This is a genomic window from Bacillus sp. M13(2017) (assembly GCF_002218325.1).
Taxonomy (GTDB): domain Bacteria; phylum Bacillota; class Bacilli; order Bacillales; family Bacillaceae_G; genus Bacillus_A; species Bacillus_A thuringiensis_K.
In genome coordinates, this window is the sequence record NZ_KZ268524.1 from 1 (window position 1) to 22,637 (window position 22,637).

Genomic DNA, 22,637 nt, shown 5'->3' on the forward strand with positions numbered 1-22,637 from the left:
GATCAGGTTGATAGGTTCGAGGTGGAAGCATGGTGACATGTGGAGCTGACGAATACTAATAGATCGAGGACTTAACCATATAATATGTAGCAATGTTATCTAGTTTTGAAGGAATATGCATTAAAATTTCTTCTTGACATTTCGAAAGAAATGTTTATAATGATAAAAGTCTGGTAATGATGGCAGAGAGGTCACACCCGTTCCCATACCGAACACGGAAGTTAAGCTCTCTAGCGCCGATGGTAGTTGGGACCTTGTCCCTGTGAGAGTAGGACGTTGCCAGGCTAATATTATTCCGCAGTAGCTCAGTGGTAGAGCTATCGGCTGTTAACCGATCGGTCGTAGGTTCGAGTCCTACCTGCGGAGCCATTATGCTTCCATAGCTCAGCTGGTAGAGCACTTCCATGGTAAGGAAGAGGTCACCGGTTCAAGCCCGGTTGGAAGCTTGGGAATAGGTTTAAAACTTTTTTGGCCCGTTGGTCAAGTGGTTAAGACACCGCCCTTTCACGGCGGTAACACGGGTTCGAATCCCGTACGGGTCACCACTTTTGGAGGATTAGCTCAGCTGGGAGAGCACCTGCCTTACAAGCAGGGGGTCGGCGGTTCGATCCCGTCATCCTCCACCATATATATTTAAAATGTCGGAGGGGTAGCGAAGTGGCTAAACGCGGCGGACTGTAAATCCGCTCCTTCGGGTTCGGCAGTTCGAATCTGCCCCCCTCCACCATTTTCTTTAAAATAACCTGAGAGGGTTTATTTTTTTGAAAAGATAACCATACTAGTAAATATTAATGGGCTATAGCCAAGCGGTAAGGCAACGGACTTTGACTCCGTCATGCGCTGGTTCGAATCCAGCTAGCCCAGCCATTTACGAGCCATTAGCTCAGTTGGTAGAGCATCTGACTTTTAATCAGAGGGTCGAAGGTTCGAGTCCTTCATGGCTCATCATTTTTGCGGAAGTAGTTCAGTGGTAGAATACAACCTTGCCAAGGTTGGGGTCGCGGGTTCGAATCCCGTCTTCCGCTTAATTAAGGGGCCTTAGCTCAGCTGGGAGAGCGCCTGCCTTGCACGCAGGAGGTCAGCGGTTCGATCCCGCTAGGCTCCATCTAAATAAAAAAGCTTACATCATATGATGTAAGCTTTTTTTGTGTTCAAAAAGACAACTTTTATACTTGTCGTTTAAAATGAAGAAAACGTAAAAATAAGGGATGGGGAGATAATTGTGAAAGTTGTTATTGCATCTGATTCATATAAAGAAAGCCTAAAAGCTATAGAAGTATGTGGAGCTATTGAAAGAGGTTTTAGAGCAATTTTTCCTAATGCAGAGTATGTGAAAATACCAATTGGAGATGGAGGAGAAGGGACGGTTGAATCACTTGTTGATGCTACAGGGGGGAGAATTATATCAATTAGTGTGACAGGACCGCTTAGAGAAGGTATACAAGCTTTTTATGGCATTTCTAAAGATAAAAAGACAGCGTTTATTGAAATGGCAGCAGCATCAGGATTACAGCACGTTCCAGTTGAAAAGCGCAACCCACTTATTACAACGACAAAAGGAACAGGAGAACTTATATTACATGCGCTAGATCAAGGAGTGGAGTACATAATTTTAGGACTTGGAGGAAGTGCTACAAATGATGGTGGGACAGGTATGTTAGCAGCTTTAGGAGTAAGATTTATAAATGACAAGGGTGAAGTAATAGATCCATCTGGAGGCACATTACATTCGATTGTTGCTATTGATTTTTCACGAATGGACCCCCGCTTAAAGGGGGTAAAGATAGAAGCGGCATGTGATGTGGATAATCCATTAGTCGGAATGCAGGGAGCATCTTTCATATTTGGGAGACAAAAGGGTGCAAATGTAGAGATGATGAAAGAGCTAGATGAGAATTTACAACATTATGCGAATATGCTTAAACGATATGTATCTTTTGATGTATCTGAAATACCTGGTGCAGGGGCAGCGGGAGGAATGGGAGCGGCTGTTATTTCAGTGTTAAAGGGAGACTTGCGGAGGGGCATTGAAATTGTATTAGATTATACAAATTTCGTTAAACATATAGAAGATGCAAATCTCATTATAACTGGTGAAGGTAGAATAGATAAACAAACTGCATATGGAAAGGCTCCTGTGGGTGTTGCGGGGCGTGCAAAACGTTTTTCTGTGCCTGTAATTGCTATTGGAGGGTCTGTATCACCTGATTATTCAGCTGTGTACGAGAAAGGAATAGATGCGGTATTTAGTATTACAACGAGACCGATGACACTAGAAGAAGCATATAAAGTAGCAGAAGAAAATATTGAAATGACAACAAAAAATATTGCAACAGTATGGAAAATAGCATCAGAAAAACACTTCTAAATGTAGGAGTGTTTTATTATTATTATTTAATAATAGTGATTGCGATTGTTTCATTAAGTTAACTTTATACATAGAATAGTTTTAAAATTTGGTTTTCAGTATGAATATAAGTGAATAAATTGTATATCCATACAGAAAAATGTCGAGTTGAGTCAGACTATATAAAAGATTTAAAATATTTAGTGAAGGCATAAAAGGGGGATACTATCTATGAAAAAAGAAATCTCAGTTATTGGAGTTCCAATGGATTTAGGACAGATGCGCCGTGGAGTTGATATGGGACCGAGCGCGATCCGTTATGCAGGGGTAATTGAAAGAATTGAAGAAATTGGATATGAAGTTAAAGATATGGGAGATATATGTATAGAGAGAGAAAAAGAGATAGATGAAAATACAAAATTAAGAAACCTTACACAAGTTGCAACTGTATGTAATGAATTAGCAAGTAAGGTGGATCATATTATAGAAGAAGGTCGTTTTCCACTTGTATTAGGTGGTGACCATAGTATTGCTATCGGTACATTAGCTGGTGTAGCAAAACATTATAAAAACTTAGGCGTTATTTGGTATGATGCACACGGTGATTTAAATACAGAGGAAACTTCACCATCTGGAAATATTCATGGTATGTCACTTGCAGCAAGTTTAGGTTATGGACATTCTTCACTTGTAGATTTATACGGAGCATATCCAAAGGTGAAAAAAGAGAATGTCGTAATTATCGGTGCGCGTGCATTGGATGAAGGAGAAAAAGATTTCATTCGCAATGAAGGTATTAAAGTGTTCTCAATGCATGAAATTGATCGTATGGGGATGACGGCTGTTATGGAAGAAACAATCGCATATTTATCTCATACTGATGGTGTACACTTATCATTAGATTTAGACGGTCTTGATCCTCATGATGCACCAGGTGTTGGAACGCCTGTAATTGGCGGTCTATCTTATCGTGAAAGTCATTTGGCGATGGAAATGTTAGCAGAAGCTGATATTATCACATCTGCTGAATTTGTTGAGGTAAATACGATTTTAGATGAGAGAAATAGAACGGCAACAACAGCAGTTGCTTTAATGGGTTCTTTATTCGGTGAAAAACTAAAATAAATGTAAGAAAAGCAACTGAGAAGTTGCTTTTTTTATTTGAAAATAGGCGTATAATAATGATTTATATTATACTGTACAATAAAAATGTTTGACATCTTACCAATTTGAGCTAAAGGGGGTTGTTTGTAATTGTCGTTTGTTTCATGTATGGTATAATTAACTAGTTGTTGGAAATACATACAGATAGAGCATAAAACAATATTTCAATATATGGATAGAATTGCTCGTAAGTAGGAGGAAGGGATAGCATGCCTTTTGAAGATACGACCATTTTGAAATATCTTAGTACGGCATTAGATATTGCCATTGTATGGTTTATTATATATAAGCTAATTCTTATAATCCGAGGGACGAAAGCTGTTCAACTTTTAAAAGGGATTACAGTTATTATCGTCGTTAAGATGATCAGTATTTTCCTTGAATTGCGTACGCTATCTTGGCTAACTGAACAAGTATTAACGTGGGGATTTTTAGCCGTTATTATTATCTTTCAGCCAGAATTGCGAAGAGCACTTGAGCAGCTAGGGCGCGGAAGCTTATTTTCGCGTGTTGGAACGCATGAGGATGATGAACCTGAAATGGTTGCAACAGCGATAGCAAAAGCAACCGAATATATGGGGAAACGTAGAATTGGTGCATTAATTACTTTGTCAAAAGAGACCGGTATGGGTGATTATGTGGAAACGGGTATTCCGCTGAATGCAAACGTATCATCGGAATTACTTATTAATATTTTTATTCCAAATACACCTCTTCATGACGGAGCGGTAATTATGCAAGGAAGTACAATTAAAGCAGCAGCATGCTATCTTCCATTATCAGAAAGTCCGTTTATTTCTAAAGAATTAGGAACTAGACATCGTGCTGCAATGGGAGTTAGTGAAGTTACTGATAGTATTACAGTAGTTGTGTCTGAAGAAACTGGTCAAATTTCTTTAACGAAAAATGGTAAGTTGCATCGTGATTTGAAGACAGAACAGCTGAAGGATATGTTATTAGCTGAATTTAGTGGAAACGAAAAAACGACTTCTTCGTCTTTATGGAATTGGAGGAGAAAGCGTCATGGATAAGTTAATGGAGAATCATTGGTTTTTAAAAGGGATCTCATTACTATTGGCGTGTATGCTTTTTATGTCAGCGACGTTAACTGAAAAAAATACGACATCAGGTATATTACCTTTTGCAAATGATACGAAAGAAACATTAACTAATTATGCTATTAATCTTAAGTATGATGAGGAGAAATATATTGTAAGTGGTATTCCAGCAGAGGGCGTTAAGGTGAAATTAGAAGGCCCAAAAGCATCAGTTGCTACAGCAAAAGCAAAAAAACAATTTGATATACCGATTGATTTGCGAGATAGTCCAAAAGGAACTTATGAGATTTCTTTAAAAACGAACGGGCTTCCAGATGATGTGAAAGGAACAGTTCAGCCATCAACAATTAAAGTTACTCTGCATGAAAAGGCGAGAAAATATGTTCATGTAGATCTGAAATTATCAAATGAGGATCAGATGCCAGCGGGGGCTACACTAGAAAAATCAAGCCTTAAACCGGATACTGTTGAGGTAGTTGGGACGAAAGAAGAAATTGAAAGTATTTCATCTGCCAAAGCGTATGTTGATTTAAAAGGTGTTAATAAAACTGTTACAAAAACGCCCGAAGTTACATTATACAATAAAGAAGGAAAACGTTTAAATGTAAGAACAAGTCCATCTAAGATTAGTGTAACGTTGAATGTGGCAATGCAAACTACAGCCAATAATACTGAAAAAACTGTTCCTGTAACGTATACGAAGAAGGGGAGTTTAGCAGAAGGATTGGCAGTTACAAATATCAGTGTTGAGCCGAGAGAAGTAACGATAGCAGGTCCAAAAGATATTTTGGATAATATACAATCGCTAGAGGGGGTCGAAGTAGATCTTAGTCAATTGACAGAGTCTACAACATTCGATGCCTCTGTTTTATTACCCAAGGGTGTAACAAGTGCAAAACCGAATCAAGTGAAGGTTTCGGTGGGAGTGCAAAAAACAAAACAAACGAAAACAAAAACGATTGATGGTATCCCAATCCAGAAAAATGGACTTTCTAAAGATGTTACTGCTCAGCTACTTTCGCCGCAAGATGGAAAGATAAGTGTTGATATTTCAGGAGAAGCAAGTATAGTAGATAAAATAACAGCTGCTCAAATAACAGCGGTAATTAATCTGCAAAATGTATCTCCAGGAACGAAAGATATTTCCATTCAAGTGAGTGGTCCTGGTAATATTTCAATAGAACCAAAACAAAAAAGTGCTAAAGTTACTATTGTGAAGAAAGAAAAACCAGATAAAGAAGTACAGGGTAACGGTCAACAACCGGATTCAAACACCGATCAAGAAAATCAAAATGAGAAACCAAAAAATCCTGAACCTGATTCAGAAAAAGAACAGGAAAAGAATCAAAACCAAAACCAAAACCAAAACCAAAATCAAAATCAAGATAAAGAAACGAGTCAAGAACCAACAGTAGATAATCACAATCAAAAAGAGCAAGAAAAAGGAGCGAATCATAATGGGTAAATATTTTGGTACAGATGGAGTACGCGGAGTTGCAAATAAGGAGTTAACACCTGAATTAGCTTTCAAAATTGGACGTTTTGGTGGTTATGTATTAACAAAAGATACAGATCGTCCAAAAGTAATCATCGGTCGTGATACACGTGTATCTGGCCATATGTTAGAAGGAGCTTTAGTAGCAGGGCTATTATCAACTGGAGCAGAAGTAATGCGCCTTGGCGTTATTTCTACACCGGGCGTTGCTTATTTAACAAAAGCACTAGACGCACAAGCGGGTGTTATGATTTCTGCATCTCATAATCCAGTACAAGATAACGGTATTAAATTCTTTGGTTCAGACGGCTTTAAATTAACAGATGAGCAAGAAGCTGAGATTGAAGCTTTATTAGACAAAGAAGTTGATGAACTACCACGTCCGACAGGTACTAATCTTGGACAAGTGAGCGATTACTTTGAAGGTGGACAAAAATATTTACAGTACATTAAACAAACTGTTGAAGAAGATTTCTCCGGCCTACATATCGCTTTAGATTGTGCACATGGTGCAACTTCTTCTCTAGCTCCATACTTATTTGCAGACCTAGAAGCTGATATTTCAACAATGGGAACTTCTCCAAATGGTATGAATATTAATGAAGGTGTAGGATCTACACATCCAGAAGGCTTAGCTGAATTGGTAAAAGAAAAAGGAGCGGATATCGGACTTGCTTTTGATGGCGATGGCGACCGTTTAATTGCTGTAGACGAAAAAGGAAACATCGTTGACGGTGATCAAATTATGTTCATTTGTGCGAAGTATATGAAAGAAACTGGTCAATTAAAACATAATACAGTTGTTTCAACTGTTATGAGTAACTTAGGTTTCTACAAAGCACTTGAAGCAAATAATATTACAAGTGATAAAACAGCAGTTGGTGACCGCTACGTAATGGAAGAAATGAAGCGCGGAGGTTACAACTTAGGTGGAGAACAATCAGGCCATATTATCTTACTTGATTACATTACAACTGGTGATGGAATGTTAAGTGCACTTCAACTTGTAAACATCATGAAAATGACGAAAAAGCCATTATCTGAGCTTGCAGGAGAAATGACGAAATTCCCACAATTGCTAGTAAACGTTCGTGTAACAGATAAAAAATTAGCATTAGAAAACGAAAAAATTAAAGAAATTATTCGTGTTGTAGAGGAAGAAATGAACGGTGATGGCCGTATTCTTGTTCGTCCATCTGGAACAGAGCCACTTATTCGTGTAATGGCAGAAGCACCAACACAAGAAGTTTGTGATGCATATGTACATCGCATTGTAGAAGTTGTGAAAGCTGAAGTTGGCGCTGAATAATTAGCTAAATTTATATGAAAAAGGAGCACAAAAAGTGCTCCTTTTTCATATGTTTTATAGACAATGAAAAAAATTTCATTGACGGTTTATCCATGTTTGTTATAAGATAGTCTTGTTCTTTTTCTCAAAGGAAATATTGTAAATTATAAAAGCGCCAGAACTACAAATAGTGTAGTTGACGAGGTGGGGTTTATCGAGATTTCGGCGGATGACTCCCGGTTGTTCATCACAACCGCAAGCTTTTACTTAAATCATTAAGGTGACTTAGTGGACAAAGGTGAAAGTGTGATGAGAGAAGAGGAACGGATGAAAACTAGCTGTATAAGTATATACGGACTTAAACCCAATCGAGAGGAAGGTGAAAGCCGTTACAAGCTTACAGGGCTAGCAATATGTAATCCGTTTTTTAGTATAAATAAAAATGGTATCGGACTATGTCGTTACATGTTCGCAGAGCAGTGTAAGCATTTGTAACGGCGACTAAACATGTGTGGAATCGTAGGATTTATTGGAGAGCAAGATGCAAAGGAAATTTTATTAAAAGGTTTAGAAAAGCTAGAATATCGTGGATATGATTCAGCAGGTATTGCAGTACAAGCAGAGAACGGTGTTGTTGTATACAAAGAAAAAGGCCGTATCGCAAAACTTCGTGAAATCGTAGATGAGAACGTAGCAGCAAGCGTAGGTATCGGACACACACGCTGGGCTACACACGGTGTTCCAAGTAAAGTAAACGCGCATCCGCATCAAAGTACATCAAAACGCTTTACATTAGTTCATAACGGTGTAATTGAAAACTATGAATTAGTGAAAAAGGAATATTTACAAGATGTAACGTTCGTAAGTGAAACAGATACAGAGGTTATCGTACAGCTTATGGAACAACAAGTGAGCACAGGATTAAGTGTAGAAGAAGCGTTCCGTAATACACTATCTCTTTTACATGGCTCTTATGCAATCGGATTACTTGATGCTGAAAATCCAAACATGATTTATGTTGCTAAAAACAAAAGCCCGCTATTAGTAGGTGTTGGTGACAACTTTAATGTTGTGGCAAGCGACGCTATGGCGATGTTACAAGTTACAGATCAATTTATTGAGTTAATGGATAAAGAAATCGTAATTGTAACGAAAGAAAGTATTACAATTAAAAACTTACAAGGTGAAATGATTGAACGTGCACCGTTTACAGCGGAATTAGACGCAAGTGATATTGAAAAGGGAACATATCCTCATTTCATGCTTAAAGAAATCGATGAGCAACCACTTGTAATCCGTAATATAATTCAAAAGTATCAAGATGAAAATGGCGAAATTGAATTAAATCAAGACATCCGCAATGCGATTTTAGATAGCGATCGTATTTACATCATTGCATGTGGAACGAGTTATCATGCAGGTCTTGTTGGAAAACAATTTATCGAGAAGTTTGCAAAAATGCCAGTTGAAGTACACGTGGCAAGTGAATTCTCTTATAACATGCCATTATTAACAGAAAGACCATTCTTCATTTACATTTCACAAAGTGGTGAAACAGCTGATAGCCGTGCAGTACTTGTGCAAACAAATGAAATGGGCCATAAAGCCTTAACAATTACAAACGTGCCTGGTTCTACACTTTCTCGTGAAGCTGATTATACACTTCCGTTATACGCTGGACCAGAAATTGCAGTTGCATCAACGAAAGCTTACACAGCACAGCTTGCAGTACTTTCAATTTTAGCAGCTGATATTGCTAAAGCAAAAGGTGAAGTTCTTGATTTCGATTTAACACACGAACTAGGACTTGTAGCAAATGCAATGATAGAACTTTGTGATCAAAAAGAAGAAATGGACGCATTAGCAAAACAATTTTTAGCAACAACGCGTAACTGTTTCTTCATCGGACGTAGCGTAGACTTCTACGTAGGATTAGAAGGCGCGTTAAAACTAAAAGAAATCTCTTACATCCAAGCAGAAGGATTCGCTGGAGGAGAGTTAAAACACGGTACAATCGCTTTAATTGAAAATGGTACACCAGTTATTGCACTTGCTACACAAGAGCACGTAAACCTTGGAATTCGTGGTAACGTGAAAGAAGTAGTAGCACGCGGAGCTAACCCATGTATCATCTCAATGAAAGGCTTAGAAATGGAAGGTGACAGCTTCGTATTACCAGCTGTACACGAAGCACTAGCACCGCTAGTAGCAGTTATTCCATTACAACTTATCTCATACTACGCAGCACTTCACCGCGAGTGTGACGTTGATAAGCCACGTAACTTAGCTAAGTCTGTTACTGTTGAGTAGGACGTTGGTAGGTTAATAAATATAGTATGCGTTTGAAATAAATTTTGATAGTTTATAAAAAAGTCTGATCGTTTATAATAAATTAAAACTAAGAAAAAAACTCTGTAAAAATCATTTTACAGAGTTTTTTTAGTTATTTATTGTTTTACATAACAAATTGTTACTTGTTCGTCTATGTGGAAAATCTGTAATGCTTTACCATCTAAATTTTTAACTTCATATGATGAATAAATAGGTCTTTCCAATTTCACTTCTTGACCATTTTGAGTTCCTTTTTCCACCATTAGCGTTAACTGATGGGAAGAAACGTCTGCTTGGTATGTTCCTGTTAAGTAATTATCTTTATTTGGATAAGAACCATTTGCATATGTTTCAAATGTCTTATCTGCTTTTAGGACTAACGTAGTTTTGACTCCGTCTCCGTAATCAATACCCCAATTACCTACAAGCTCTGTACCGTCTTTATAGTTGTTCTGTACATTCTTAAACTTAGCGGAATCCTCGTCTGGTGTATCAATTTTTCCTTTGAATATACCAGTTTTATCTTGGGTACTGTATGTTTTAACTGTATTACCACTAGATAAACTCGGTGAGTTAGAAGAACTAGTACCACTTGTTGTAGAAGTAGTTGTTGAACCACCCTTAGCTTCCGCTTTTAACTTATCAAATACAGGTTTCCAAATGCGTTTTGCTTCATCTAATTTATTGTTTGCTTTATCTATGATTGCATCATCCGTATCTTTAAGTGTTTTAGAGTAATCAAATAACTTCGATACTTCTTTGAAAGACTCTTTTAACTTTTGAACAGCTTTTACAATTTCCTTATGGTCTTCCTTGTATTTTCCTGGTGCATCTATACGCTCTATTTTATTAAATACTTTATCTAAGTCTTTAATACTATCTCGTACCTCTTCATTTGACTTACTTCCCTTTTTATTATCCCTTACAGAAGCATCATAGTAATCTAGACGTCTTAATAAGTCTTCTTCAATGTCTACCATAAGTTGTGGGTAATCCTCAGGTAAAACCATAATCATCTTAACATCTTTACTTTCTTCTTTCGAGTTAGTTGATTTTTCCTTTGTTTCAGATGATTTACTTTCTGACTTAGTTGAACTTGTTCCTTCTGTCGTAGTTTCTTTACTTTCTTGTTTACCAGATTCAGCATTTGTTTTTTCTTTTTCTCCAAATAAACTAGTTACACTACAAGCTGACATAGAAACTACTAATCCGGATACTAGTAAAATTTTACCTGTACTCTTTTTGAAATTCTTCATATGATTTTTCAATTCTCCCTCTAAAAACATAAAATAGATGTGCTTTAGCCCCTTTAAAACTAAAAAACATACCCCTTCTATATTTATTTTATAATACCTTTCTATGTGTAATATTTTACAATTAATTACAGATGCAGTCAAAGTTTATCTTAGTTTAACGATGTTCATAAAAAAGATGCGAAGCTTTATTCCTTCAAGTAAAGATTCTAAGTGAGTTTTGATTAAAATTTTTTTATAAAAATCTCATACTTAGTTAAAAAGAGTAATTCTATTTTGATCAATCGTTTTTTCAAAATGGATTTTTTTGTTGTTAAATAAAGATTTGTGACTTCATTTTTATCAAATTTTATTCCAAACCAACATATAGTTATAGCTTTAAAATAAACTTACAAATTTGTATCTAAAAGGGGTGTTTTTGTGTCGAAAAAGAACATCTAGAATTGGTAAGCGGATAGAACCCTATAGATTAAAGTTTTACTTTATCGAATTCACTTTTATTTATCTGAATTTTCGATTATCATTTTAAGTATTCGTGAACAATTTCCTTTATTACGACAAAAAGAGACGAGAGATTTATGGACATTTCAAGGGGGTATATTGATTAAAGTGAATGAAAAAACATATTTAAGTATAGAAGAGATTATTTCATTACCAACCTTATCAAGTACAAACATAAGTGATGATGGTAAAAACGTAGCATTTGTTAAGAAGACGGCTGATTGGAAAGAAAATACATATAGGAATCATGTATGGATATATGAAAAAGATAAGAAGCAGAGTTACCCATTATCAAATGGGGATATAGATAGTACACACCCATTATGGTCTCCAGATGCTAGGTGTATCGCATATCTTAGTCTAGTTGGTGATGGGAAAAATCAGATATTTGTTAAGTCACTAGATGGTTATAGAGAGGTTCAAATTACTGATGAGAAAGAAGGAGTCAGTACATTCAAATGGGGTCCTACTGGCAAGGGTCTTTATTATGTTACGCAGTCAAAAGAATGTGAGGAGATAAAGAAACGTAAGGACCTATATGGAGATTTTCAACATATAGGTAAGGAACACCAGAATAATTGTTTATATTACATTGAAATAGAAAAGGTGATACAAAGTGATACAGATGAACACGAGAACAGAGTTGTTTATCAATTAACGGATGGTAAGGATTTTCATATCCATGAATTTGATATTTCAAATGATGGTAAAAAGGTTGTATTTATGGCGACACCAAGCTCAAATATGGAAGATTATATAAATGGAGATCTATACATACTCCATATTAAAGCTGGAGAGCTACAAAAGCTGAATGTGAATAAGTTGTTGGGAGGGAGTGTTTGCTTTTCTCCTGACGGCAGTAAAATATGTTACACAGCAAGCATAAGAGAGAAGGATTACTATAGAAACCATATACAAGATAGTACGTTAGAGATATATGATATAAATACCGGAGAGCTAATTCAACTTTTAACAGATTTTGATAGTACGGTTATGCCATTACAGTGGACAGCTAAAGGGGTTTTAATTAGGTGGCAGAATAAAACGAATTATCTTATTGGATTGCTAGCCGAAGATGGCACTGTGGAAATATTAAGCGAAAAAGTAGATGGCTTTATAATGGATGCTTCTATAACAAAGGATGGCAAACATATATCCTACAATAAGGCAATAACAAATGAAACCTTTGAAATCTATTTAGACGATAAAAAAATAACGAATGAAAATAGCTTTTTCAAAGGGAAACTTAGAAGTAACAGGGAAATCATCTCATGGAAAAGTAGCGATGATCTTGAAATAGAAGGTGTTTTATCAACGCCAGTAGAGTTTGACACTAATAAAAAATATCCTTTATTAGTAGTAATTCACGGCGGTCCGGCTTGGGCATCTTTTCCGATATTTTCAGACTGCTTCAATGAGAAATATCCGATTGAACAGTTTATTGAAAAAGGCTTTATCGTTTTAGAACCAAATTACAGAGGAAGTTCAGGTTATGGTAATGAATTTTTAAAAGCTAACTATAGAAAACAGGGGATTGCTGACTACGATGATGTTATATCTGGAGTGGATGAACTAGTAGAAAAAGGGATGGTAGACAAGGATAGGGTAGGAGTTATGGGATGGAGCAACGGTGGATATGTATCAGCTTTCTGTTCTACATTTAGTAGTCGATTTAAAGCTATTTCAGTTGGCGGTGGAATCACTAACTGGAGTACCCATTATGTAAATACAGATATACCTTACTTTATTAGAATGTATTTAGGAAATACTCCATGGAATGATCCAGAGATATATACGAAGACATCACCTATGACGTATATTAAATCAGCTTGTACGCCTACCTTAATTCAACATGGGGAAAAGGATGCAAGAATTCCAATTACAAATGCATATGATCTATATCAAGGATTAATGGATATGGAAGTTGATACAGAATTAATTATATTTAAAGGAATGGCATATAGTTCTGACCAACCAGGAGTTCATGTAGCTATTATGAAGCAGAACTTGATGTGGTTTTCACACTATATTCTTGGAGAGAGTATGGAGGGTTTTAGGACTTTGTAATGGGTGTTTGTACAAGACATAAGGTTGAAACGGTCTTCATATTGAGATGATTTATTATAAAATATATACTTAAACTACTATCAGTACATACATTAGGGAGGACTAATATGACAGGGAATAAAAATGACTTACTAGTAGAAAAACGTGAAGAGTTATTGAAAGTATTGCAAGTTCGTTTTGAGAAAAACATGAACCGCCATGAAGGTCTTGAATGGGCTAAAGTTGAAGCGAAGATAGAAGGTAATGCTGAAAAATTATGGTCACTTAACGAAATGGAAGTAACTGGCGGTGAGCCGGATGTTGTCGGTTATGATGAAGAAAAGGACGAATATACTTTCTATGATTGTTCAAAGGAGAGTCCTAAAGGTCGCAGAAGTCTTTGTTATGATCTTGAAGCGTTAGAATCAAGAAAAAAACATAAACCAGAAAATAACGTTATTGATGTTGCCAATGCTATGGGCATTGAACTATTAACGGAAGAACAATATCGGGAATTGCAACAACTTGGCGATTTTGACATGAAATCATCAAGTTGGGTACAAACACCTTCAGATATTAGAGAACTCGGTGGTGCTCTATTTTGCGATTATCGTTTTGGACATGTTTTCGTGTACCACAATGGAGCAGACTCTTACTATGCTGCCAGAGGTTTTCGTGGCTCGTTAAAAGTTTAAATTAGGATAAATAAGAAAAAGAGCCTATATTCAGGCTCTTTTTCTTATTTATATTTTAAAAGTAAACTGTTACTACGCAGTTTTACTTAATTTATATGTTCCGTGGTTGTTTTTACGGAAAAGTTTAGGGAAAACAGAGCCATCTAATCCAATACGTCCAGCGTTCTGCCCTGCAACTAAAATGAACATAGTCAAAATAAGCAGGTTTGGGTTTACACTAACAGTTCCACTTAATAAAAATGAAAGATTCATTATGATTCCGAAAAATGCAGCTGTTTTTGTTAGTCCGCCTAAAATTAAACCTAGACCTACTAAAATTTCTCCCCATTGAACTAAAAAGCTAAATAGGTCTGCGTTTGGAAGGACAAAATGTTGAAGAAAATCTGCCCACCAACTTTGTACTGCAGGGTGGTCACCAGATGCTTGAGCAATAGCACCCTTTAGAAAGCCACTTGCGTCAAAAGATTGTCCGAAGACTTTGCCTATCCCAGCAGCGAGCCATGTATATCCTATGTAAAGCCGTAAAAGTAATAATATGAAAGTAGCACGTTTATCAGTTCTTAAAAAATTGATAACCATTGAAATCCCTCCAATATTGTATTTACAAGTTTATTATATATCCATTGTGAAAAAAATCACAATGGATATAATGTGAACAAGGATAGGCTGTGAGTAATTGTTTTATTTTTTGTAACATTTTATCTGTTTTGGTAAACTAAGAATAGAGATATATGGAGAGGAGACAACGACTCAATATGTGGATGAACTTGTAATGATTAGAAACTACTAGATAGATGAATTTTTCTCTCATAAGCGAGGGTTTATTTAGTTATCTGTAAATCATTCAAGGAATGCATATTTGGCTTGTATATCCTTTTTGTAAGGATAGATACCTATTTTATGTATCTGTCTTTTTTGTGGGAAGGTTTATATCTCTTATATAAAATATGCGTCCTTTAAATTTGGAGGAGTATATGATAAACCAATTAAAAAATAAGGTAGCAGTTATTACAGGGGTAAGTCGTCTAGATGGTATAGGCGCAGCGATTTGTAAAGAATTAGCTGAATCAGGATACGATATATTTTTTACGTATTGGACAGCTTACGATAAAGAGATGCCTTGGGGCATTGATGAAAATGAACAAATACAATTAGAAGAAGAGCTATTACAAAAAGGTGTTAGAGTATCGAGTATGGAGTTAGATTTAACTCAGAATGATGCACCGAGAGAGCTTATAAATAGAGTTACTGAACAAATTGGATACCCTCATATATTAATTAATAATGCAGCGTATTCTACGAATAATGATTTCTTTAATTTGACTGCTGAAGAATTGGATAGGCATTATATGGTGAATATTCGTGCGACTACATTGCTCAGTAGTCAATTTTCCCGGGGATTTGATAAGAAATCTGGTGGTAGAATTGTGAATATGACTTCGGGGCAATTTCAAGGTCCTATGGCAGGAGAACTAGCTTATGCGACAACGAAGGGAGCTATTGATGCTCTTACTAGTACGTTGTCAGCAGAGGTAGCTCATTTAGGAATAACAGTGAATGCAATTAATCCAGGACCAACCGATACAGGATGGATGACTGAAGAGATAAAACAAGGGTTAAAGCCGATGTTTCCTTTTGGCAGAATTGGTGAGCCAAGGGATGCAGCTAGACTCATTAAATTTTTAGTAAGTGAAGAAGCTGAGTGGATTACTGGGCAAGTTATTCATTCAGAAGGTGGATTTAAAAGATAAAAAGAAGGTATCTCACCTTGGTGAGATACCTTCTTTTTTAATCTTTCTTCAGTCTTCGTGCAACACCATTCCCTAAAGATTGTAATCCTTGAACGAGGATAATTAAAATAAAGACCGTTGCATACATTACTTCAGGCTCGTAGCGTAAATGTCCGAAGCGGTATGCTAAATCCCCTAATCCGCCAGCACCTACAAGGCCAGCCATTGCTGTTGCGCCAATTAAGCCAATTGTTGCAATTGTTAATCCAAGTACAAGGGAGGGACGAGCTTCTTTCACCATGACGTGCCAAATGATTTTTATAGTAGAGACTCCCATCGCTTGGTAGGCTTCAATGACACCGCGATCGACTTCTAGTAAAGCTGTCTCCATTAAACGTGCGATATAAGGGGCTGTGAAGACGACAAGCGGTACGATAACACCTTGCACGCCAATGGATGTTCCCATTAGAAACTTTGTAAAAGGCAAGATAAAGAATAATAGAATGATAAATGGAAGAGAGCGAATAACATTAATAACCGTATTAAGAATAGGATAGATGATTTTATTTTCACGCTGCCCACCAGGTCTCGTTAAAACAAGTGTGACGCCAAGTGGCAGTGCAATAAGGATCGAGATGAGTAATGAAATAGATGTCATTTGAAAGGTTTGGATTGTGGCTTCCCATATGACTTTACCCCATTCATCCAAAAAGGACTTGTTTCCCATAATCTGTTCTACCTCCTTCTACGATGATTCCTTGCTCTTGTAAAAATGATAAAGCACGGTGGATTTCATTTTGTTCCCCTTGCATATGAACGACTAGTTTCCCATATGCTTCATGTTTTAACTGCGTAATATTACCGGATAAAATATTCGGATACACTTGGAAACGTTTTGTGGCAACGGCTAAGGCAGGTTCCCCTGAAGTAGTGCCAATAAATGAAAGTGTTACAATTTCTCCAGTACGTTGTAGTTCTTTCTGTACCTCTTCTGGAATTTTCGCTGCAAATGCGCTATTTACAAATTTCTTCGTTGTTACATGTTGTGGGTTTGTGAAAATATCTTTTACAGTTCCACTTTCGACTACAGATCCATGTTCCATAACAGCAACGCGGTCACATATACGCTGGATGACATTCATTTCATGTGTAATGAGTAAAATCGTAATTCCGATTTCTTCGTTAATCTTTAATAGCAAATCAAGGATAGAATCGGTTGTTTCTGGATCTAATGCGCTCGTTGCTTCATCACTTAATAACACTTCAGGTTCATGTGATAGCGCACGAGCAATTGCAACACGCTGTTTTTGACCACCAGAAAGTTCGCTTGGATACGCATCTTTTCGATTAAAAAGATCGACAATGCGTAAATACTTTTCTACTCTTTTTTCAATTTCTGCTTTTGGAATGCCAGCAAGCCGTAACGGTAATGCGATATTTTCATAAACGGTAACAGTTTTAAGTAAATTGAATCCTTGAAAGATCATTCCGATTTTTTGTCTCGCTTTTGCTAGTTCTTTTGTCGATAACGTTGTTAAGTCTTGTTCGTTTACAATGATATTTCCTGTCGTTGGTTTTTCTAATAAATTTACACATCGAATCAATGTACTTTTACCAGCGCCACTATACCCAATGATTCCAAATACCTCGCCTTTTTCTACTTTAAGGGAAGTAGACTTAAGAGCCTCAACATTCCCTTTTTTTGTTGTAAATACTTTGGATATGTTTTGTAATTCAATCATTATCGTCAGCTCCTACCAAGATGGTAAAACTGAACCATCAAATTTTTTCTCGATAAACTCTTTTACTTCTTTAGATTGATAAGCTTTCTTTAATTTATTTACAACGGCATCATCTTTATTTTCAGTACGAACAACAACCCAGTTCACATATGGTGAATCTTTTCCTTCGCGGAAAATAGAATCTTTCGCTGGACTTAATTTTGCACCTAATGCAAAGTTTGTGTTAATTGCAGCTGCTTTCACTTCACTTAGTTGCGTTGGTAATTGAGATGCCTCTAATTCGACAATCTTTAATTTTTTTGGATTTTCAATTACATCTTTTGCAGTCGCTTTTTCTGTAGCCTTTGGATCAACTTTTAAAACCCCTGCTTTTTCAAATAATTTTAAAGCTCGAAGTTCATTTGTTGGGTCATTTGGTACAGCAATTGCGTCGCCCTCTTTTAAATCTTTTACATCTTTTACATCTTTAGAATATACGCCCATAGGGAATGTTACTGTTGAAAATACTTCAGTTAATTTCATATTGCGTTCAGCTTTAAATACATCTAAATAAGATTTCGTTTGGTAGCTATTTACATCAAGGCTTTTTTCATCTAATGATACGTTTGGCGCTACATAATCATTAAATACTTTTATATCAATTTCGAGACCATCTTTTGCTGCAACTTCTTTTACCTTTTCAAAAATTTGTTCATGTGGTCCACCTGTTACACCGACAGTAATCTTTTTCTCGTCTAATGCTTTTACCTCTTTATTTGAACTCACGCTACATGCGCCTAATAACAATACTGCTCCGCTTACAATGCTTAATAATACCTTTTTCATCTATAAATCCTCCTTCATATACGTTCCAAAATAAAAAGCACCTCCCAAAAATAAGAGAGGTGCCGAATAGACGAAATAGATTCCTCTCTTATCTTCCAAAACGAAAAATCGTTTTGCAGGAATTAGCACCTTAGCTTATACGTCATAAGCTCGGTTGCCGGGCATCATCGGGCCAGTCCCTCCGCCACTCTTGATAAGAGTATGTGTATGTAGTTTTGAATATGGTACTAATAGTAAATCGTACAAAAAGAATTGTCAATAATATTTTCAGAATATATTTTATTTTAAGGTAATCGAAACGTTTCCCTTTTTATGTCCTTTTTCTACATATATATGTGCTTCAGCAATTTCTTCTAATCGGTAAGTTCTATCAATAACAGGTTTTAGCTTTTCTGTTTCAGCTAGTTGTTTTAGCAGGTTCATATCTTCTTTACTGACCTTTGCCATCATTCCGTTCACAGATACATATTTTCCATTAGGCATTAATGCATCTGTACAAAGAGACTTTTTATATTTTCCAACTGCATCAAATATAATATCGTAGTGCTCGCCCTGCTTAGTAAAATCTTCTTTCATATAATCAATTACGTTGTCTGCCCCTAATGTTGTTACTAAATCGAAATTCGAACTACTACAAATGGCTGTGACAGTCGCCCCGAAGTATTTAGCAAGTTGTATGGCAGCTGTCCCTACTGACCCAGAGGCGCCGTATATAAGTACTCGTTGCCCTTTTTTTATCTGTCCTTTTCTAAGGAAGTGTAATGCTGAAGTTCCGCCAAAAGGAATAACGGCAGCTTCTTCATATGTCACATTGGTAGGTTTTAATGCTATTAATCCACTTTCATGCACGCATGTGTATTCCGCATAACCACCAAGGTTTAGTTCTGTTAATGCAAAAACTTGATCTCCCTTTTTAAATTGTGTTACATCTGTTCCAATGTCTTCGATTTCACCGGATAACTCTACGCCAAGTATAGGTTTTCTCGGTTTTCTGAAACCTAATATGATCCACATAGGAATCCAAAATAAGGGGGGGCTATTAAAGCCACGTATTCTACAATCTCCAGTCGATACACTTGTTGCGTGAATTTTAACTAATACTTCATTTTTTTTAGGTTTAGGCTTTTCTACATTTTGAAGCTGGAGAACATTAGGTGGTCCATACTTTGTGCAAATAATAGCTTTCATAATGACCTCCTGAAATGAGTTGTTATTATTTACAACATATTTAAAGTTTTTCTCAAACATGTTGCTATATAGAAAATAAATTTAAAGAGGAATATTAAGAATTATATGGATTTCATAGGAAAAGAGATGATATTATTTTTGGGGAGGAGGGGATGTTATGAAAAAATTTATTTTAATTTCAAGCTTAGTACTTGCAGTCGGTCTAGGAGTAGGGTGTAGTAATGAGAAAACTAAAAAGACTGATGAACCGAAAAAAGAAGTTGTGCAGAAAGAAAAGGAATTAACAGCGAAGGATGTTTTTAATAAAGCGAATGAAGCTTTTAAAAACGAAGAAAATGTAACGATGACATATGATGTGGGAATAAAGGCTGAAGGAACAGAGATGAATGTAATAAAGGCTAAAATGCAACTAGAGCCGAAGAAAAAAAATTCTCGTTCTGAAATGAATGTTTCTGGTACAGAGGTTGTTGTTTATGATGTGGGTGGCAAAATTGCTGGTCAGTTAAAAAATCCTAATACGGGTGAAATTATGTCTGTACCAGAGGAACAATTGAATGCTAACGGAATGAACGCGACTCAAGGAATGGTAGATAATTTAGAGATTCCATCGGAAATTTTAAATAAAGTGAAGATGGAGAAAAGTGGAGATAATTATAAGCTGAAGTTTGCATTAAAAGGGCAAGAGACAGAGAGTATGCTAGCTAGTATGGATGAAAAGCAGAAACAAATGCTACAAGGCCAAAATGCAAAGATAGAAGAAATAGATGGGGAATATATTATTACAAAAGAATTTAAATATGAATCAGCAAAGATAGATATGGTTATGAGTAGCAATGGTGAGGATAAAGCGCACATTATTACGGATGCAAAGTTTACATCGTATGATAAATTTGATCCAATACAATTGCCAGCAGCAAAGTAATCACTGTCAAGAGAGGTACCTGAAAGAACGGGTATCTCTTTTTGTTGCTAATAAGGAGAGTGTCCTTTGAAAAAAAGAAAGATAGCAGTGGTCATTGTCGCATATACGGTTTTGCTTGCAACGTCTGTACATACGTATAAAAAACAAATTGATCATCCTATTATGAGTGATGTAGGTAAATTGCTTCCGACAAAAATAAAACGTGTTGAAAGTGCTACGGAAGAGCACTCGTTAATAAAATTAGTGCGAGATGCAAAAGTTTCAGGAGAGAAAATTTCCATTGCAGGCATGCAACATAGCCAAGGAGGACAGACATATTATCCGAATGGCACGATGCTCGATATGAAAGGATATAATAAAATATTAGAATTTGATCCAGAGAAGAAGCGGATTACAGTGCAAAGTGGTGTCACCTGGAATGATATTCAGAAGAAAATAAATCCTTATGGCCTTGCGGTACAGGTCATGCAGTCTCAAAATATTTTTACTGTTGGCGGTTCATTAAGTGTAAATGTACACGGGCGTGATATTCGTCATGAGGCACTGATTGATACAGTAGATTCATTTAGATTGTTAATGGCAGATGGCACGGTACGTAATGTAAGTAGAGAAGAAAATGCAGAGTTATTTCCATATGTCATTGGGGGTTACGGTTTATTTGGAGTTATTTTAGATGTGACGCTGAAGTTAACAGATGATGAATTATATGAAATGCACACGAGAATGATAGATTATAAAGAATACGTATCTTATTTCAAAGAGAAAGTGAAAAGAGATGAGAATGTTCGTATGCACTTAGCGCGTATTTCTGTTGCTCCAAATTCATTTTTAAAAGAGATGTATGTGACAGATTATACTTTGGCACAAAATCAAAATATGAGAGAAGAGTACAGTGAATTAAAGGAAGAAAATATTATAGCTGTACCGAAATTTTTACTTGGGTTATCACGTTATAGTGATTGGGGAAAGAATACATTTTGGGATATACAAAGAGGTTATTTTGAACGTACAGATGGAAAGTATGAGACGCGTAATAATGTTATGAGATCAGATAGTGCTTTTATGGAATATGAAAATCCAAATAGGACCGAAGTGTTACAAGAATACTTTGTGCCTATAGATGCTTTCACAGAGTATATAGATGATTTACGTAACGTATTAAATGAAGAAGAGTTTAATTTACTCAACATTACCATTCGTTACGTGGAAAAGAATGAAAATGCAGTTTTGTCCTATGCGAAAGATGATATGTTTGCGCTGGTTCTTTTGATTAACCAGGGACGCTCAGAGAGTGAGATAAAGAAAACAGAGGATGTCATTCGCAAGATGATTGATGTTACTTTAAAGCATAACGGTAGTTACTATTTGCCGTATTATTCTTATCCAACGAAAGAGCAGTTAAAGAGGGCATATCCTCGTATTGAAGAATTTCTCAAGAAAAAGAAGGAAGTAGATTCAGAAGAGAGATTTGTGAATTTATTTTATAGGGAGTATACGAAATGACATATAGAAGATTTGTGGCCTCGCAAAGTATCATCATGATGGCAGGAAGTATGGTATTTCCTTTTTATATATTATTGCTTCGAAACGTTGGAAATAGCTTCTCGCAATTTGGCTGGGCGTATGGCTTATTTGCTTTAACATCAGCACTTGTATATCCACTAGTGGGGAAGGTATCTGATCAAGTAGGTGATAAAAAATTATTAATCATATACGCTTGGTCCATGGCAATCTTAATGCTTTGCTTTCCAATTGCCACGGAAGTTTGGCATGTGTATATTCTTCAAATTGTAATGGGCGTTTTAGGTGCTGTGCAGCGTAATACTGAGAAGACTTCGTTAGCACGAAAGGTTGCGCAGGAAAAGGCTGGTTATGAGATTGGAAAATACCATGTGTGGACATCCATTGGCGGAGCAGTAGCGGTTATTACCACGGGATATTTAGTAGATTTCTTTACGATTGGTACAATTTTTTATATTGCAACTATTCTATATGTAGTGAGCGGGATTGTATTAAGTAGTAAAAAAATATAACTATTCCTATTTTCACCTT

At 36.2% G+C, this 22,637-nt stretch carries 19 protein-coding genes, 9 tRNA genes, 1 rRNA gene and 1 riboswitch; of the genes, 23 read left to right on the forward strand and 6 right to left on the reverse strand.

Translation table 11 applies throughout. From position 1 onward, the window contains the following. Positions 1-169 precede the first annotated feature (169 nt). The 17 genes from rrf (at position 170) to glmS (ending at position 9,662) form a co-directional block, all read left to right on the forward strand. Positions 170-285 (forward strand): 5S ribosomal RNA (rrf, locus tag CGQ22_RS29615). Between the two features lie 9 nt (positions 286-294). Beyond that, positions 295-369, forward strand: a tRNA-Asn gene (locus tag CGQ22_RS29620). Between the two features lie 4 nt (positions 370-373). Next, positions 374-446: transfer RNA gene (locus CGQ22_RS29625), tRNA-Thr, on the forward strand. Positions 447-470: 24 nt separating this feature from the next. Further along, positions 471-545 (forward strand) — tRNA-Glu (locus CGQ22_RS29630). 5 nt (positions 546-550) lie between these two features. Then, a tRNA-Val gene (locus CGQ22_RS29635) sits at positions 551-626 on the forward strand. Between the two features lie 17 nt (positions 627-643). Then, positions 644-727, forward strand: a tRNA-Tyr gene (locus CGQ22_RS29640). 65 nt (positions 728-792) lie between these two features. Next, positions 793-867: transfer RNA gene (locus CGQ22_RS29645), tRNA-Gln, on the forward strand. 5 nt (positions 868-872) lie between these two features. Then, positions 873-945 (forward strand) — tRNA-Lys (locus tag CGQ22_RS29650). Positions 946-953: 8 nt separating this feature from the next. Then, positions 954-1,025, forward strand: a tRNA-Gly gene (locus tag CGQ22_RS29655). 7 nt (positions 1,026-1,032) lie between these two features. Further along, positions 1,033-1,105: transfer RNA gene (locus CGQ22_RS29660), tRNA-Ala, on the forward strand. Positions 1,106-1,222: 117 nt separating this feature from the next. Beyond that, positions 1,223-2,368 carry a glycerate kinase gene (locus tag CGQ22_RS29665; RefSeq protein ID WP_089149714.1) on the forward strand — a complete coding sequence of 382 codons (1,146 nt, stop codon included), beginning with the start codon at positions 1,223-1,225 and terminating at the stop codon, positions 2,366-2,368. A 210-nt stretch (positions 2,369-2,578) separates the two neighbouring features. Further along, entirely contained in the window at positions 2,579-3,472 is an 894-nt protein-coding gene (rocF, locus tag CGQ22_RS29670) for an arginase (RefSeq protein ID WP_000711575.1), read from the forward strand. A 248-nt stretch (positions 3,473-3,720) separates the two neighbouring features. After that, positions 3,721-4,542, forward strand: a complete 822-nt coding sequence (cdaA, locus tag CGQ22_RS29675) for a diadenylate cyclase CdaA (RefSeq protein ID WP_001115697.1) — start codon at positions 3,721-3,723, stop codon at positions 4,540-4,542. Then, positions 4,535-6,034 carry a CdaR family protein gene (locus tag CGQ22_RS29680; RefSeq protein ID WP_089149715.1) on the forward strand — a complete coding sequence of 500 codons (1,500 nt, stop codon included), beginning with the start codon at positions 4,535-4,537 and terminating at the stop codon, positions 6,032-6,034. The genes cdaA and CGQ22_RS29680 overlap by 8 nt, the downstream gene beginning before the upstream one ends. Next, complete coding sequence (glmM, locus tag CGQ22_RS29685; RefSeq protein ID WP_000521476.1) at positions 6,027-7,373, forward strand: phosphoglucosamine mutase; 1,347 nt, start codon at positions 6,027-6,029, stop codon at positions 7,371-7,373. Before CGQ22_RS29680 ends, glmM begins: the two co-directional genes overlap by 8 nt. Before the next feature lie 288 nt (positions 7,374-7,661). Next, positions 7,662-7,847, forward strand: coding sequence for a hypothetical protein (locus tag CGQ22_RS29690; RefSeq protein ID WP_001206405.1), 186 nt, complete (start codon positions 7,662-7,664; stop codon positions 7,845-7,847). 12 nt (positions 7,848-7,859) lie between these two features. Then, positions 7,860-9,662 (forward strand): glutamine--fructose-6-phosphate transaminase (isomerizing), encoded by a 1,803-nt coding sequence (gene glmS, locus CGQ22_RS29695; RefSeq protein ID WP_089149716.1) that lies wholly within the window; start codon positions 7,860-7,862, stop codon positions 9,660-9,662. A 137-nt stretch (positions 9,663-9,799) separates the two neighbouring features. Here glmS and CGQ22_RS29700 read toward each other — a convergent pair whose 3' ends face one another. Next, positions 9,800-10,951 (reverse strand): DUF3994 domain-containing protein, encoded by a 1,152-nt coding sequence (locus tag CGQ22_RS29700; RefSeq protein ID WP_089149725.1) that lies wholly within the window; start codon positions 10,949-10,951, stop codon positions 9,800-9,802. A 588-nt stretch (positions 10,952-11,539) separates the two neighbouring features. Between CGQ22_RS29700 and CGQ22_RS29705 the strand changes: the two genes are divergently transcribed. Both CGQ22_RS29705 and CGQ22_RS29710 read left to right on the forward strand, forming a co-directional pair. Beyond that, positions 11,540-13,504: a S9 family peptidase gene (locus tag CGQ22_RS29705; RefSeq protein WP_139032812.1), complete on the forward strand. Its 1,965-nt coding sequence runs from the start codon at positions 11,540-11,542 to the stop codon at positions 13,502-13,504. Positions 13,505-13,611: 107 nt separating this feature from the next. Continuing rightward, a complete protein-coding gene (locus CGQ22_RS29710; protein ID WP_000147399.1) occupies positions 13,612-14,178 on the forward strand; it encodes a DUF4256 domain-containing protein in 567 nt (188 codons plus the stop codon). A 72-nt stretch (positions 14,179-14,250) separates the two neighbouring features. Here CGQ22_RS29710 and CGQ22_RS29715 read toward each other — a convergent pair whose 3' ends face one another. Next, the gene (locus CGQ22_RS29715; RefSeq protein ID WP_000236365.1) at positions 14,251-14,757 is read right to left on the reverse strand and encodes a DoxX family membrane protein; all 507 of its coding nucleotides are present in this window, start codon (positions 14,755-14,757) and stop codon (positions 14,251-14,253) included. Positions 14,758-15,152: 395 nt separating this feature from the next. Between CGQ22_RS29715 and CGQ22_RS29720 the strand changes: the two genes are divergently transcribed. Next, entirely contained in the window at positions 15,153-15,929 is a 777-nt protein-coding gene (locus CGQ22_RS29720; protein WP_000609968.1) for an SDR family oxidoreductase, read from the forward strand. Between the two features lie 37 nt (positions 15,930-15,966). Here the strand turns inward: CGQ22_RS29720 and CGQ22_RS29725 are convergent, their stop codons facing one another. The 4 genes from CGQ22_RS29725 to CGQ22_RS29740 form a co-directional block, all read right to left on the reverse strand. Next, positions 15,967-16,635, reverse strand: a complete 669-nt coding sequence (locus CGQ22_RS29725) for a methionine ABC transporter permease (protein ID WP_000527154.1) — start codon at positions 16,633-16,635, stop codon at positions 15,967-15,969. Then, on the reverse strand, positions 16,610-17,650 hold the full coding sequence (locus CGQ22_RS29730) for a methionine ABC transporter ATP-binding protein (protein WP_000571620.1): 1,041 nt from the start codon (positions 17,648-17,650) through the stop codon (positions 16,610-16,612). The genes CGQ22_RS29725 and CGQ22_RS29730 overlap by 26 nt, the downstream gene beginning before the upstream one ends. A gap of 12 nt (positions 17,651-17,662) precedes the next feature. Beyond that, positions 17,663-18,475, reverse strand: coding sequence for a MetQ/NlpA family ABC transporter substrate-binding protein (locus CGQ22_RS29735; protein ID WP_000756998.1), 813 nt, complete (start codon positions 18,473-18,475; stop codon positions 17,663-17,665). 85 nt (positions 18,476-18,560) lie between these two features. Beyond that, positions 18,561-18,675: riboswitch (SAM riboswitch) on the reverse strand. Between the two features lie 79 nt (positions 18,676-18,754). Then, positions 18,755-19,663 carry an NAD(P)-dependent alcohol dehydrogenase gene (locus CGQ22_RS29740; RefSeq protein ID WP_089149718.1) on the reverse strand — a complete coding sequence of 303 codons (909 nt, stop codon included), beginning with the start codon at positions 19,661-19,663 and terminating at the stop codon, positions 18,755-18,757. A 157-nt stretch (positions 19,664-19,820) separates the two neighbouring features. Between CGQ22_RS29740 and CGQ22_RS29745 the strand changes: the two genes are divergently transcribed. The 3 genes from CGQ22_RS29745 to CGQ22_RS29755 all read left to right on the forward strand — a co-directional run bounded on the left by CGQ22_RS29745 (position 19,821) and on the right by CGQ22_RS29755 (position 22,618). After that, complete coding sequence (locus CGQ22_RS29745) at positions 19,821-20,585, forward strand: DUF6612 family protein (RefSeq protein WP_000713525.1); 765 nt, start codon at positions 19,821-19,823, stop codon at positions 20,583-20,585. Positions 20,586-20,651: 66 nt separating this feature from the next. Continuing rightward, entirely contained in the window at positions 20,652-22,088 is a 1,437-nt protein-coding gene (locus CGQ22_RS29750) for an FAD-binding oxidoreductase (RefSeq protein ID WP_046946220.1), read from the forward strand. Continuing rightward, positions 22,085-22,618 carry an MFS transporter gene (locus tag CGQ22_RS29755; protein ID WP_089149719.1) on the forward strand — a complete coding sequence of 178 codons (534 nt, stop codon included), beginning with the start codon at positions 22,085-22,087 and terminating at the stop codon, positions 22,616-22,618. Before CGQ22_RS29750 ends, CGQ22_RS29755 begins: the two co-directional genes overlap by 4 nt. Positions 22,619-22,637 lie beyond the last annotated feature (19 nt).